Annotated in this window: 17 protein-coding genes; 9 read left to right on the top strand and 8 right to left on the bottom strand. The window is 59.4% G+C overall.

Going from position 1 to position 13,445, the window contains the following annotated elements:
• Positions 1–67: 67 nt before the first annotated feature.
• From folE to folB, 3 genes are read left to right on the top strand one after another with little or no spacing between them, the layout of a single operon-like run.
• Positions 68–625, top strand: coding sequence for a GTP cyclohydrolase I FolE (gene folE, locus FYJ40_RS05375; protein WP_154517416.1), 558 nt, complete (start codon positions 68–70; stop codon positions 623–625).
• Between the two features lie 2 nt (positions 626–627).
• A complete protein-coding gene (locus tag FYJ40_RS05370; RefSeq protein ID WP_195838586.1) occupies positions 628–1,209 on the top strand; it encodes an HD domain-containing protein in 582 nt (193 codons plus the stop codon).
• Positions 1,210–1,252: 43 nt separating this feature from the next.
• Positions 1,253–1,738, top strand: a complete 486-nt coding sequence (folB, locus tag FYJ40_RS05365) for a dihydroneopterin aldolase (RefSeq protein ID WP_022094401.1) — start codon at positions 1,253–1,255, stop codon at positions 1,736–1,738.
• A 6-nt stretch (positions 1,739–1,744) separates the two neighbouring features.
• Here folB and FYJ40_RS05360 read toward each other — a convergent pair whose 3' ends face one another.
• Both FYJ40_RS05360 and FYJ40_RS05355 read right to left on the bottom strand, forming a co-directional pair.
• Positions 1,745–2,479 (bottom strand): M48 family metallopeptidase, encoded by a 735-nt coding sequence (locus tag FYJ40_RS05360; RefSeq protein WP_154517555.1) that lies wholly within the window; start codon positions 2,477–2,479, stop codon positions 1,745–1,747.
• A 116-nt stretch (positions 2,480–2,595) separates the two neighbouring features.
• Entirely contained in the window at positions 2,596–3,609 is a 1,014-nt protein-coding gene (locus FYJ40_RS05355) for a dipeptidase (RefSeq protein ID WP_154517413.1), read from the bottom strand.
• A 120-nt stretch (positions 3,610–3,729) separates the two neighbouring features.
• Here FYJ40_RS05355 and FYJ40_RS05350 point away from each other — a divergent pair, with 120 nt between their 5' ends.
• From FYJ40_RS05350 to FYJ40_RS05340, 3 genes are all read left to right on the top strand, one after another.
• Entirely contained in the window at positions 3,730–4,158 is a 429-nt protein-coding gene (locus tag FYJ40_RS05350; protein WP_117640821.1) for a peptidylprolyl isomerase, read from the top strand.
• Positions 4,159–4,161: 3 nt separating this feature from the next.
• Positions 4,162–4,740: an urease accessory protein UreE gene (locus FYJ40_RS05345; protein WP_154517411.1), complete on the top strand. Its 579-nt coding sequence runs from the start codon at positions 4,162–4,164 to the stop codon at positions 4,738–4,740.
• An 83-nt stretch (positions 4,741–4,823) separates the two neighbouring features.
• Positions 4,824–5,621 carry an HAD-IIB family hydrolase gene (locus FYJ40_RS05340; RefSeq protein ID WP_195838585.1) on the top strand — a complete coding sequence of 266 codons (798 nt, stop codon included), beginning with the start codon at positions 4,824–4,826 and terminating at the stop codon, positions 5,619–5,621.
• A gap of 75 nt (positions 5,622–5,696) precedes the next feature.
• On the opposite strand, the gene FYJ40_RS05335 is transcribed toward FYJ40_RS05340, so the two are convergent.
• From FYJ40_RS05335 to FYJ40_RS05315, 5 genes are all read right to left on the bottom strand, one after another.
• Complete coding sequence (locus tag FYJ40_RS05335) at positions 5,697–6,077, bottom strand: Fur family transcriptional regulator (RefSeq protein ID WP_154517406.1); 381 nt, start codon at positions 6,075–6,077, stop codon at positions 5,697–5,699.
• A 61-nt stretch (positions 6,078–6,138) separates the two neighbouring features.
• Positions 6,139–6,549, bottom strand: a complete 411-nt coding sequence (locus FYJ40_RS05330) for an acylphosphatase (protein WP_154517403.1) — start codon at positions 6,547–6,549, stop codon at positions 6,139–6,141.
• Between the two features lie 2 nt (positions 6,550–6,551).
• Positions 6,552–7,658, bottom strand: a complete 1,107-nt coding sequence (locus tag FYJ40_RS05325; protein ID WP_154517400.1) for a Gfo/Idh/MocA family protein — start codon at positions 7,656–7,658, stop codon at positions 6,552–6,554.
• 74 nt (positions 7,659–7,732) lie between these two features.
• Positions 7,733–8,218, bottom strand: coding sequence for a ribonuclease HI (gene rnhA, locus FYJ40_RS05320; protein ID WP_370450639.1), 486 nt, complete (start codon positions 8,216–8,218; stop codon positions 7,733–7,735).
• Positions 8,219–8,359: 141 nt separating this feature from the next.
• A complete protein-coding gene (locus FYJ40_RS05315) occupies positions 8,360–9,307 on the bottom strand; it encodes a LysR family transcriptional regulator (protein WP_154517397.1) in 948 nt (315 codons plus the stop codon).
• A gap of 274 nt (positions 9,308–9,581) precedes the next feature.
• Between FYJ40_RS05315 and FYJ40_RS05310 the strand changes: the two genes are divergently transcribed.
• The 3 genes from FYJ40_RS05310 (at position 9,582) to FYJ40_RS05300 (ending at position 12,385) form a co-directional block, all read left to right on the top strand.
• Complete coding sequence (locus FYJ40_RS05310; protein ID WP_154517394.1) at positions 9,582–10,892, top strand: O-acetylhomoserine aminocarboxypropyltransferase/cysteine synthase family protein; 1,311 nt, start codon at positions 9,582–9,584, stop codon at positions 10,890–10,892.
• 312 nt (positions 10,893–11,204) lie between these two features.
• Complete coding sequence (locus tag FYJ40_RS05305) at positions 11,205–11,981, top strand: hypothetical protein (protein ID WP_154517392.1); 777 nt, start codon at positions 11,205–11,207, stop codon at positions 11,979–11,981.
• 185 nt (positions 11,982–12,166) lie between these two features.
• Positions 12,167–12,385, top strand: coding sequence for a hypothetical protein (locus tag FYJ40_RS05300; RefSeq protein ID WP_154517389.1), 219 nt, complete (start codon positions 12,167–12,169; stop codon positions 12,383–12,385).
• A 91-nt stretch (positions 12,386–12,476) separates the two neighbouring features.
• Here FYJ40_RS05300 and FYJ40_RS05295 read toward each other — a convergent pair whose 3' ends face one another.
• On the bottom strand, positions 12,477–13,391 hold the full coding sequence (locus tag FYJ40_RS05295; protein ID WP_229770683.1) for a ketopantoate reductase family protein: 915 nt from the start codon (positions 13,389–13,391) through the stop codon (positions 12,477–12,479).
• Positions 13,392–13,445 lie beyond the last annotated feature (54 nt).

Genomic DNA, 13,445 nt, shown 5'->3' with positions numbered 1-13,445 from the left:
CTGGAAGAGGTTGCGTGCCAGCGTGGTACCATAGCGCGAACACGAAATCGAAAAAAGTGAGGCCCAGATGGTCGATCAGGAAAAAGTCGAGACTGCTATTAAGCTGCTGCTTGAAGGTATAGGCGAGGACCCAACTCGTGAGGGCCTGCTGGAGACCCCGGCACGCGTCGCCCGTATGTATGGCGAGATTGCCGGCGGTATGGGCCGGAGTGCCGAGGAGCACCTGTCCAAAACCTTTGCCGTCGCTTCGAACGATTTGGTTATCGAGCGCGATATTACGTTTTACTCGCTGTGCGAGCACCATCTGCTGCCGTTTTATGGCAAGGCTGCGATCGGCTATATCCCTAACGGTCGCGTGGCGGGTCTGTCTAAGCTTGCTCGCACGGTTGAGGTCTATGCCCGTCGTCTGCAGCTGCAGGAGCAGCTGTGCGCGCAGGTTGCCGATGCCCTCATGGAATATCTTGCTCCCCAAGGGGCGATCGTGCTGATGGAAGCCGAGCATATGTGCATGACCATGCGCGGCGTGCAAAAGCCCGGTGCCAAGACCGTAACGCTTGCTCGTCGCGGTGTCTTTGAGACCGATCCCGCGCTCGAGGAGCGATTCTTTAGGATGCTGGACCGCTAACCATGAGAGTCGTCAACGACTTTACATCGAAGACCGATGAGGGGACGCCGCGTCGCGGTTTTATGGCTTCGGGCCTGACTCCCTTTGGCGCCATGCCTCGCATTGATTACATTTGTGCCAATGGGCTGTTCCGGCGGCACCTGGGCAACATTGCACAGTTGGAATCGGGGCGTATCTTCTGCCGCCACGGTATTGACCATCTGCTGGATGTCGCGCGCATTATGTGGATTAAGAATCTTGAGGAACAGCTCGAATTTGACCGCGAGGTCATCTACGCCACGGCACTTCTTCACGATATCGGCAAAGATGAACAGTATGAATCGGGTATATCCCATGATGTTGCAAGCGAGCGCGTCGCTGATGCGATTCTTGGCGGCATGCCCGATGACGTGGCATTTGATCCGGCCGATGCCGCGGCCATTAAGACGGCCATTTTAGGCCATAGAAAGCTGCGCGTGAACAGCCAACCGCTTGAGCGTCTGCTCTATGCAGCCGACAAAGCATCGCGCGCCTGCTTTGCATGCCCCGCGCGCAATGCCTGCAACTGGAGCGATGATAAAAAGAACCTGTCGATTCGCGTGTAGTTGGTTTGCGCGGTCGGGGTTCTAAACGAAGGAGACGATCGCGATGAGTAACAAGAAACTGCCCGAGAATGCAACCAAGACTGAAGGCGCCGAGCTCGCCCGCCGTGGAAGGGGCGAAATATCCACCGCAACGGCGGTGCCCCACGTGAGCTATGACGATCTGCGCCATGCCGATCGCATCACCGTTGAAGGTCTTGAGGTCTTTGCCAACCACGGCGTGTATCCCGAGGAGAACGCCCTAGGCCAGAAGTTCATCGTGTCCTTGGTGCTCTATGCCGACCTGCGTGCAGCAGGGGAGCACGATAACCTGGATGCCTCGATTGATTACGGCTCGGTGTGCCACGATGTCGATGGCTATCTGCGCGAGCATACGTTTAAGCTCATCGAGGCCGCAGCCGAGGGCGTGGCCCAGATGCTGCTACGTCGTTACCCCCTGCTGCTTGGCGTTCGTGTTAAGCTCGATAAGCCTTGGGCGCCCGTCGGTCTTCCCCTGGCAAGCTGTGGTGTCGAGATCGAGCGCGTGCGCTAACCGGTTCTAATACGTCTCTATGGGTGGCTGCTTGAGCCGCTGCGACAGAGCTCTATTGTTGGGGCAGTACGTGTCGAGCAGGGCGTGAAACCGCTGATTGTGGCTTGGCTCGAGCAAGTGGACGAGCTCGTGGGCGACAACCATGTCAAGGCACTCGACGGGGTAGGCGGCAAGCTCGCGTGCGATGCGAATGGCACCGGTTTTGGGCGTACACGAGCCCCAGCGCGTTTTCATGCTGCGCACGGAAACGCGGGAAGCGGCGACACCCATTGCGATTTCGTATGTGCGCACCATATCGCGCAGCGCCGTGGTGACCTCGGATGTATAGAGCTGGTCGATGCGGGCTTGGAGCTCATCGGGCGTTAGGCCGTCGAGGATTGCGTGCCGCTTGGCCTGTGGGTGTTCGTCTGGCTCGTCGGTACCCATAAAACTTGCGAAGGTGGCCTGTTTGGGTCGCGGTGCGGGTGATGCAAAGTTGTGATCGAGCGCATCTTGTACCGTGATGGGCTTGCCCCAAAGCGCAATGATGGACGAGGGGCTGAGCGGCTCTCGCTCCGTCGCCTGACGTTGCTCGCGCTGGGCAAGTCGGCTGATAATCCAGGCGCTGTTGCGCTTCACAAATGCTTCGATACGCTCGCGGGTGGCACCGAGCGGTGCGCTTGCGTGGACCTCACCGCTCGATGTGACGCGTAGGTTGAAGTTCTTGACGCGCTTTTTGGTAACGACGACGGGGATGGGCATCCCATCCGGTCGGGATACGGAAATCGTAAACTGCTGCGTCAAAAGCGGCCCTTCAGATTGGGGACGGGCCGGCATGTCGACCGTTCGGCATGCCGGCCCGCTCAAGGGATGTGAAATTAATAACGCTCAAAGAAGGCAAGCGCGTTGTCGCTGCAGAGCTTTTGCATCACGGTCTTGCCAAAATGCTTGGAGAGCATGTTCTGGAACTCGGGCATCTTGCTGGCATCGGAGAGGAAAGCGGGCACCGTGGCGCCGTCCCAGTCGCCGCCGAGCGCGATGACGTCCTCGCCGCCCAGGTCGAGCCAGTGCTCGATATGTGCCGCTAGCTGATCGAAGGTGACGTCTGCGGCGGTCTTGTCGGTTGCGTCGTTGGAAAGGAACTCGCTGCAGTAGTTGAGGCCGACGATGCCACCCATGTCGCGAATGGTGCGGAACTGGTCGTCGGTAAGGTTGCGTTTGGCGCCGCAAACCGCACGGGAGTTGGAGTGGCTGGCGACGAAGGGACGCGTGGCGCGGGCGGCGACCTCGTCAAAGCACTCATCGTTGAGATGGGAGACGTCAAGCACCATGCCGGCGTGCTCCATCTGCGTAAGTGCCTCGATGCCGGCGGCGGTGAGGCCGGCGTGGGTATCGTGTCCGCTCGCGAGCGGCCCCTGCGCGTTCCAGCTGAGTGACGACATGAGTACGCCCAAGCTCTTGAGCACCTCGATCAGTGCGGGGTCCTCGGCAAAGAACGTGGCGTTTTCGATGGTGTGGATGCAGGCGACCTTGCCGTCCTTGATCGCAGGGCGAATGTCTGCGGCGCTGCGCACTTTGACCATGCGGTCGTGGTTGAGCATGGCCTGGCCGCTCATATGCGCCATGATCTGCGCCTGGAAGCGCGCGGCGTGGGCGGTGGGAATCTCGTCGGGGATAAACGTGGCGAAGCACTGTGCCCACGGCGTGTTGCCGATCTTTGCGAGCGAGATGGCGCAGGCGTTGCCCTCGATGAGGTCGAAATCTTGCGGATGCGTCTCGTCGCCGGGGAAATAACCGTCGGTGCCGGCGGTAAAGCGCAGGTCGAGATCGAGCGTGGCCCAGCCGATGCGGTCGGCGGTGTCGCAGTGTAGGTCAAATACGGGATATGCCATGGTTCCTCCGGTTGCAGCGTTTCTTTGCAAACTGTCTTCGAATTGTATGACTAGGGTATAGTTAGCGCCATACGTTCATGGCGGCCCGCGTTGTGTGCCGCCCTTATCACGGAGGTTTCCATGTCCAACCAGGGCAAGAAGGTCAAGACTCATTATCGCGGCACGCTCGACGACGGCACGCAGTTCGATAGCTCCTACGATCGCGGCGAGCCGCTGGAGTTCACCTGCGGTGCCGGTCAGATGATCAAGGGCTTCGATGCCGCCGTTGTCGACATGCAGGTGGGGGAGAAGAAGACCGTGCACATTCCTGCTGCCGATGCCTACGGCGAGCACAATCCCGAGATGGTTATCACCTTCCCGGCCGAGCAGGTTCCCAACATCGAGCAGATCGAGAAGGGCATGAAGCTCTTCCTGTCCACGCCGAGCGGCATGCCTGTCCCTGCCGTTGTCATCGATGTGACGCCCGAGGCTGTGACGCTCGATGCTAACCACGAGCTGGCCGGCAAGGATCTCAACTTTGATATCGAGCTCGTCGAGGTCGAGGATTAGAGTATGCCTGAACGCTTGGTTTCGACGACATGCTTGGGAAATCTCAACGATCCGTCCTATGAACTCCTGCTTCGTCGGGAGCTGGGTGGCATCTTTGAAGTTGACGAGCTGCTGCTCGATTGGGACCAGGCTGATGTATGCGCGTTTGCGGGCGTGACGGAGCTGGGGCGCACGGTCGATGTTCGGCTGGATGCTGCCGACGGCAGTCGTCTTGCCGACGGCGACGTGCTCGCCATCGACCGTTCGGGCATGGTGCCCGTGGCGGTTGTCGTGCGCCTGCGCAGCGCCGAGGTCTATTTGGTCGAAGTCGACCGCATGGATCCGATTGCGCTCGCGCATGCGTGCTGGGAGATCGGCAATATGCACGCGCCGCTTTTCCGAGGCGATTCGGACGAGCATACCATGCGCATGTATACGCCGGTGCAGCCTGTTTTGGGCCGCATGCTCCGGGGCGTCGAGGGTGTTCGGCTCTCGGTGGTTACCCGTGAACTCGATACGGACCGGCGCTTTGCGTCGAGTGCGGCGTATGCCGTTGTGAGCATGGCTCCCGACTTTACGATCGTAAAAAAGGCGCGCGGTTAACGTGCGTATGAGCAAGACGGACTTTGAGAGGCAGCTGTTCAAAGTCCGTCTTGCTGTTGATGAGGTGCTGTGGGGGAAAGCATATGGGTCTTGAGGGAATCAAGCTGATTGCATGCGATTTGGACGGCACGTTGCTGCATCCGGGGGAGTGCGAGCCGCGTTCCGAGGCCTTTGAGCTCATCGATGAGCTGCATCGTCGTGGCATCGTGTTTATGCCGGCGAGCGGCCGTCAATATGCGAGCTTGCGCTATCTGTTTGCCCCGGTGGCCGATGAGCTCGCCTATGTATGCGAAAACGGTGCCCTCGTGATGAGCGAGGGGCGTGCCGTTGTCAAGCGTTCCATGGAGCGTAACCTTGCTATGGATATCGCGAATGCCGTGGTTGCGTATCCCCATGCCGACGTGACCCTTTCGTGTGAGGGACACCTCTACACCATGAGCGGCAACGATGCATTCGTCGACCATTTGCGCTACGAGGTCCATTGCGATGTGGCGGTGGTCGACCGTCCCGAGGACATCGACGAGGACGTCATTAAGATCGCGTTTCAAACGCCCGGGACAGAGCAGCCGGCGGCGCTGGAGTATTTCGTCCGTCGCTTTGGCGACCGGGTCGATGTGATGACGTCGGGAACCGAATGGACCGACTTTATCGGCTTTGATTCGGGCAAGGGGTCCGCGCTTGCCGATTATGGTCGTGCGCTGGGGATCTCACCTAACGAAATGATGGCGTTTGGCGATAATGAAAACGACCGCGACATGCTCAACGTGGTGGGCCATCCCTATCTGATGGAGAGCTGCAATCCCAGTATGCGCGGTATCAACGACCGCGTCCGTTACGTGCGCACGGTCGAAGAAGAGCTGCGTCGCCTACTTGCTGAGTAGACATTTGGGACATGCCTGGAAATCTTTCTTTTGCCGCAATCGGTGAAAAGTTGCTTTTAAGGCATGTCCCAAAATCTACCTACAGTTGGGGCAGAGGCCTTCGAAGATGGTGTAGTGCGAGCTGACGCTCCATCCGATTTGTTCGGATGCCCTGGCGTCGAGCTGGGTATTGAAGGGGAGCGGCACATCGATGACGCGGCCACACGAGGTGCAGATGATATGCGCATGCGGCTCGATGGCACGATCGAAGCGGCTGCCGCCCGGCGTTTTAATCGAGAGAATCTCCCCGGCATCGGCCAAGAGATTGAGGTTGCGGTAGACCGTACCGCGGCTGATTTTGTCATCCTGCGCGCGCACAGCGTTGTAGATCTCTTCGGCGGTGGGATGGTTGTAGCTTTGGCGCACGGCATCAAGAACTAGCTTTCGCTGCCTGGTATTCCTTCTTTGCACCGCCATGCGCCTCGCCTCTTTTCTATTAACGGTCGTAGGTAAATGATACCGTATTTAGCACACAATACTAATAATGAGGAGTGAAACCGCCTTCATTGGCAAGTGGGGCTCGGACCTGGGCGTCTACGAGGCGAAAACGCGTTCCCATGCGCTCGTAGGAGGCATGAAGCGCCTCGAGATGAGATAGGATGTTTGCCGGAGCTCCCTGTATCTCCATCTCGACTGAGCCGTCTTCCATGTTACGCACCCAGCCGGTGAGTGCGCGTGCCTGCGCGAGGTTGGTGTTGGTAAAGCGAAAACCAACGCCTTGGACCTGCCCCTCCCAGCGCAGGAAATAGCGCAGGGGAGTGTCTTGAGTGGCTTCGTCGCTTGCGAGCACAGTAAGCCTGCGGCGCAGCTCGAGCTCGACGCCAGAGGGCTTTTGGGGCTCGCGGCTGCCGCCGGCGACGCCCGAGAAAAGCTTGTCGAAAATACCCATCGCTAGGCCTGCTTGACAGAATCGGCGGGGAAGGTAATGCCGGTCTGTTGGCGCACGGCATCCATGATGCGCAGCGAGACAAGCGTGACATCGCGATAGTGGCCAAGCTCGTGACGTCCCGCCGGGGTCTCCCAAATCTCTTCCTTGACGTTATCGATGCCGCCGATGGCGGTGATAAAGTCTGCGAGTTCGTATTCCATGGTGTTGCTCGATTTGGGCAGGTCGAGCACGCGGCCGTTGTCGCTCTGTTCGCGCGGCGCTTCGGTCGCCGAGCCGCGTACGACATCGCCGCGATAGTCGATGCGGACGTTGCGGGGCGTGGACAGATGGTCAATCTGGATAGTGCCACGCTCGCCTTCGATCTGCGAGGGCAGTAGGTCATTCGTAATTTTGGAGTGCGCGAGCTCGACGGAGATACGGCCACCGCCGTAGCTGGCGAGGATGGAACCGCAGCCATCGATGGGGCCATGGGTGAGCTCTTGCGTGGTGGGGTCGAGCAGAGTGGCCATGCTCGTAAGGCCGGAGGGCATGCCGAAGATCTCGACCATGGGCTCGACGGTGTAGACGCCAATATCCATGAGGGAACCCGATGCCATATTGCAGTCGAAGATATTGGTGGCGCGTCCCGCGAGAACCTCGTTGTAGCGTGAAGAATACTTGCCAAAGCGCAGTGAGGCGCGGCGGATGGGGGCGATCTCGCCCAGGGCGTCCTCGATGGCGTGGAAAGCGGGGTCATGGAGCGGGCGCATGGCCTCGAGGGCTACGACGCCCGCCGCCTCGGCGGCGCGGAAGACTTCCAGCGCCTGTGCTTCGGTGGCGCAGAAGGGCTTCTCGACGATGACGTGCTTGCCGCTGGCGATGCAGGCAAGGGCCTGCTCGTAGTGAAGTGCGTTTGGGCTGCCGATATAGACGGCGTCGACGTCGGCGGCTGCTGCAAGCTCATCAAGTGAAGTAAAGTTTCGCTCGCCGCCATGCTCGGCAGTAAAGGCGGCGCCGCGCTCGGCGTTGCGCGAGAGCGTGCCTACGAATACAGCCTGGTCGTTGGCATTGACGACCTGGATAAAGTCGTCGGTGATCATGGATGTGCCGATGGTCGCGATGCGCAGCATACGTCCCCCTTGCGTTGTTTTGGTCTACAGGATGAGTGTAGCGCGTGGGGATATAAAGCTGCGCGAAAACGCTATTACAGGTCGCTCTCGTTAAAGCCGGTGTCGATATCGAGGTTTACTCCATCGGCCGCGGTGGTGGCGAGCTCGTCGCAGCGCTCGTTGAGCTCGTGGCCGGCATGCCCCTTAACCCAGATGAACTCCACCTTATGCTTGCTCTTTGCGGCAAGCAGGCGCTCCCACAGATCGCGGTTCTTAACGGGCTGCTTGTTGGCAGTTTTCCACCCGCGCTTTTTCCAGCCGTCGATCCAGTGCCTGTTAAAGGCGTTGACGACGTACTGCGAGTCGGAGTGGACCTCGACCTCGCAGGGACGGTTGAGCGCCTCGAGCGCCACGATGACCGCCATGAGCTCCATGCGGTTGTTGGTGGTCTTGGCGTAGCCACGCGAAAGCTCGGAGGTGAAGGTCTTGCCGGCGGGGTTGGTGTATTTGAGCACGGCGCCGTAGCCACCGCGTCCCGGATTGGATCGAGCCGAGCCGTCGGTATAGATGATGACCTTCACAGACTTCCTTTCGTCGAGTTCCTCTCTTGCGGCTGTCTATTGTAGCGCCCGGTCCATCCTGTTTTATGCGAGGCGTGCCGCTCCACAAGGATGGTGGAGACGTTGTCGCCAAGAAAGATGGGCGACCTGAATTGTCAAGAGCTAGGGGGCTTTTAAATCTGCCATTTCTATCCCGTCCCCAAATGGTTGGTTTTCGTGGATGATGCGTTCGAGTTCGTCGAGGTATTGCCGCAGCAGGGGAGAGGGCTTGCGCTCATCGTGCATGATGTAGCCCACGCGCATCGTTGGGGCGTCTGCCAACGGGATCGATGCCATGCCCCATTGCATTTCATTGGAGAGGGCACCGGTCGACAAAGTGTAACCGTTCGACGTGATGAGCAGATTGGTGAGCGTGCCACGGTCGGAAACGCGGATGTTGCGGTCGCAGGGGATATAGCTAAACGGCTCCTCGGCGTAATAGAAGGAGTTCGAGGTCCCCTGCTCAAAGCTGTAGCGCGTATAGGGCGTAAGGTCGGCAAGCGATAGCTGGGGGCGGCGTGCGAGCGGATGGCGCTCGCTAACGAAGACGTGGACCGTTGCATCGAAGAGGGGATGGAAGCTTGCGCGGGCATCGGCGAAGGCCTTCTGCAGGACGCGGGCGTTAAAGTCATCCAGATACAGAATGCCGATATCGCTGCGAAATGCGCGGACGTCGTCGATGATCTGTGACGTGGTGGTCTCGCGCATGATGAACTCGAACTTACTGTTGCGGCAGCGCTCGACGACGTTGACAAAGGCCTCGACCGAAAAAGCGTAGTGCTGGGCCGAGACGGCAAGGCGTGCCTGGGGTGTGCCGCCGTCCTCGTAGCGGGCCTCGAGCATATCGGCCTGCTCTACGACCTGGCGTGCATAGCCTAAAAGCTCGGTGCCGTCGTTGGTGAGTGTGACGCCGCGGCTGGAGCGCGTAAAGATTTCCAGACGGAGCTCCTGCTCTAGGCTTTTGACGGCGTTGGAGATATTGGATTGCGCGGTATAGAGGCGCTGAGCTGCGGCGTTAATTGAGCCGGATTCTGCCACGGCGATAAGAAAACGAAGCTGCTGGAGGGTCATCGGCACCCGTCCTTTCGATAGCTATCTAAAAAACCGATAACAGGTTAGCGCTTTTAAGTGATTGACCGCGTGAAACAGTGCTCGTACTATTCAAAACACACAAAGGAGGTAGGTAATTAAGCCGACCACGAGAACGGGATGTCAAAAGGAGGACCGCATATGAACTGCTTACTAAGACGAATGCCGGGCTCCTGCTTGCGCCCGTCGGCGTGATCAGGAGACAGCGGCTTACTTCTCTTACTCTTATTACTTTTGTTCGATCAAGGAGATCATCATGAGCCAGTTTATCAACAACCCCGAGCACGCCTTTGGTTTCGACACCCTGCAGCTGCACGTTGGCCAGGAGAGCGCCGACCCCGCATCCGATTCCCGCGCCGTGCCTATCTACCAGACCACGAGCTATGTGTTCCGCAACTCCCAGCACGCCGCTGACCGCTTTGGCCTTGCCGACGCCGGTAATATCTACGGTCGTCTGACCAACTCCACCCAGGGCGTCTTTGAGGACCGCATTGCCGCGCTCGAGGGCGGCGTTGCAGGTCTTGCCGTCGCCTCTGGCGCCGCCGCCATCACCTATACCCTGCAGGCCCTCGCTCAGGCCGGCGACCATCTGGTGGCCCAAAAGACCATCTACGGTGGTTCCTACAACCTGCTGGAGCACACGCTCTCCCAGTTTGGTGTCGAGACCACGTTTGTCGATGCCCACAACCTGGACGAGGTTGAGGGTGCCATCAGGGACAACACCACGGTCATTTACCTCGAGACGCTCGGTAACCCCAACTCCGATATCCCCAACATCGACGCTATCTCCGAGGTCGCTAAGAAGCATGGTCTTCCGGTTGTTGTCGATAACACCTTCGGCACCCCGTATCTGTTCCGGCCGCTGGAGCACGGCGCCAATATCGTCGTTCACTCTGCAACTAAGTTTATTGGCGGCCACGGCACCTCGTTGGGCGGCGTGATTATCGATGGCGGCAACTTTGACTGGAAGGCGAGCGGCAAGTATGCGCAGATCGCCGAGCCCAATCCCTCCTACCATGGCGTCTCGTTTACCGAGGCCGCCGGCCCCGCTGCCTTTGCGACCTATGTCCGTGCTATCTTGCTGCGTGACGAGGGCGCCTGCATTAGCCCGTTTAACGCCTGGGTCCTGCTCCAGGGCACCGAGACCCTGTCGCTGCGCGTTGACCGCCATGTCGAGAACACCAAGAAGGTCGTTGAGTTCCTGATCGGTGACGGCCATGTTGCCAAGGTGAACCACCCGAGCCTGCCCGAGCACCCCGACCATGAGCTGTACCAGAAGTATTTCCCCCGTGGCGGCGCCTCGATCTTCACCTTCGAGATCAAGGGCGGCCAGGAGGCTGCTTGGAAGTTCATCGACCACCTGCAGGTGTTCTCGCTGCTCGCCAACGTAGCCGACGTCAAGTCGCTCGTCGTGCACCCGGCTACCACCACGCACTCCCAGCTCTCTGCCGAGGAGCTTGCCGAGCAGAACATTACGCCCTCTACAATCCGTCTTTCCATTGGTACCGAGAACGCCGAGGATATCATTTGGGATCTGAAGCAGGCCTTTGCCGCGCTGGACGAGTGAGGCGACTTGTGCAAGGGCCCCTTGCGACTCGATAGGTATAACTGCATAAAATGCCTGCTCAAGGCGCCTGCGCGAACAATGGTTGCGCAGGCGCCTTTTTTGCATAGGAAGGGCGCTATTACAGGGTTTTTGGCATGCTTTATGCATGCGAGTTGTGGAAAACTCCTGTTGAGAGGATGTGAGTTTTACGCAAATGACGTGCACCTTTTGAGAAAAACCGCAGGTCGCGATTTGCTCGGGGTACTATGCAGCGCGATCGAATCACACGCAGCTTAAACGCAGCAAAAACTCACTACGGAGGTTTCCAGCTACATGAGGATCGATTCACGAAAACCGAAGGCCGCCGCCCTTTCTGCCACGCTTGCCGTGGCGCTTTTAGTGGGTGCCGGCGTAACCGATGCCCACGCGGCAACACTGTCCGACGCGGTCGGATCAACGCCGTCCGAGGCGACCCTGATGCAGCCCGTCGACTATCGTGGCGACGGCTTTGGCTCCATGCAGGAGTGGAACGCCTCGATGGGGGCCAAGCGCGATTCCCTAGAGGTCCGCGCGCAGATCATCATGAACATGTACGGTGACTATGCCACCGATGACGAGCGCGCTGTACTGCAGGGTTGTATCGACGGTGCGGGCAGTCTTTTGACGATGGAGGAGGTCGACGCGAAGTCGGCCGAGCTCGACGAGCTTCGCTCCACGCTCGAGGATGCTAAACGCGAGGCGCTCGAGGCTGCGGCCGTCGAGGCAGAAGCTGCCGAGGCCGTTCAGGCTTCGTATTACAACGCCGGCTCCGGCTCGTCTTACGCGTCTGCTGCGTATTACGCGAACGGCTCGGGCCTGACGCGCTCGGGCGGCGTCAATAACTACAACGGTCGTCGCGAGACCTATTACAGCAGCAACGTGCTGTATCACCACCGCACGGGTGAGTGGACGCTGGATTCCGAGGGCTTTTGGCGTGATTCCGACGGCTACTACGTGGTGGCTGCGAGCGATAAGTCCCAGGGCTCGACCTTTACGGGCTCTAAGGGCGAGTGCAAGGTCTACGATTCGGGTTGCGCAGCCGGAACTACCGATTACTACACCGGTTGGTAATCTGTCGGCATCGATTGCACATGATGGACGGGCGTCTTTACTGAGCTTTCGGGCAATGTAGGGGCGCCCGTTTTTATATGCATTTGGGTTAACAGAGCCCTTACCGTGGCACTACGTTGGGCATATGGGCGCGGGGCACACTAAGTCATGAGAAACAAGGTCTTTCTCGTGGAGGAAGTGATCCCATGAACGCTCGAGATGTCGCTATTGCCGTCGTTGCCCTTTTGATCGGATGTCTTGGTCCGACGGCGGCGTTAGTTGCCGGCTTGCAGTCCACTACGGGTGCCGCTCCTGTGGTTGTGAGCGCCTTGATTGCAGCGGCGCTGTTGGGAAGCGCCGGCGTGGTGCTTTGCCGCGATGACGAGGACGAGGTCCCGGAGTCGCAAAACGAGCCTCAGTTTTAGCCTCGGCCTACATGCGACAGGCCTTCGCGAGCGATGGGATCCTCGCGAAGGCCTGTCTGCTTACATTGCGCGCGTCGCCGTGCGGGCGAGGCTACCAGCTGCTTTCTATTTCGCGAATCCTCTGGTAGAGCCAATCGTTTTGCGGCACTTGGATATCGTGTTTGGCGGCCAGGCGGCAAATGGTGCCCGCGAACTCATCGACTTCGGTTTTACGTTGTGCGATGCGGTCCTGCGCCATCGAGGGCATGCCGGCGGGATCGATTCCCTCGATGAGGTGCACCATCTGCGTCAGGTCAGCCTCGGTAAGCTCAACGCCCTCGGCGTTGGCGACCGCAAGTGTCTCGCGCATGGCGGAAACAAAGCAGCGACGCTGCTCGGAGCCCGGTTCCGTGGCGCTCCCGTAGGTCCCGCCGTAGGCCATGCAGGTCTGGTTGATGCCATCGTTGAGCATGAGTTTGGCCCACATACGGTGCGCAATGTCGCTCTCGACGGTATGGGCGATGCCGCAGCGCGTGTAGAGCTCATCGATGGCGGTGACGGTTGCGGGCTCGGTGCCTGCTGCCGCGCCAAAGCGAATCTCGCCCGCATTGGTAAAGGTGAGCGCGCCGTTAAGGAATACGGCGTCCATGCCCTGGCAGATGCCCAGGACGGTGTGCTTCCAGCCAAAGCGCTCGGCTATTTTTTGCTCGCTCGTAATGCCGTTGCACAGCGAGGCGATGAGCGTGTTGGGTCCCACGACGCGCTCCATAGTCTTGAGTGCTTGGCTGAGCCCCGTCGTCTTGACCGTGAGAATGACCAGATCGGCGGGCGTTGTCTCGCTGGCGCGGACGGACTTGAGCGTGCAGGGCTTTCCGTTGACGGTGAGCGCATCGCCCACGTGGCGCTCGAAACGCGCGTCATCCATGACGTATTCGACGGCGTCATTGCCGAGGGCCTTGGCAATCATACTGCCGTAGAGCAGGCCGACGCCGCCCTTGCCGATAAAGGCGACCTTGTTGATCTGCATGTGAATCATCTCCTCACAAAAAGGCGCCCGCGTGCGGGGCGCCTGATGGATTGT

It is taken from the genome of Collinsella sp. WCA1-178-WT-3 (M1) (genome assembly GCF_009696325.1).
GTDB lineage: Bacteria > Actinomycetota > Coriobacteriia > Coriobacteriales > Coriobacteriaceae > Collinsella.
This window is presented reverse-complemented; position numbering and strand designations above follow the sequence as displayed.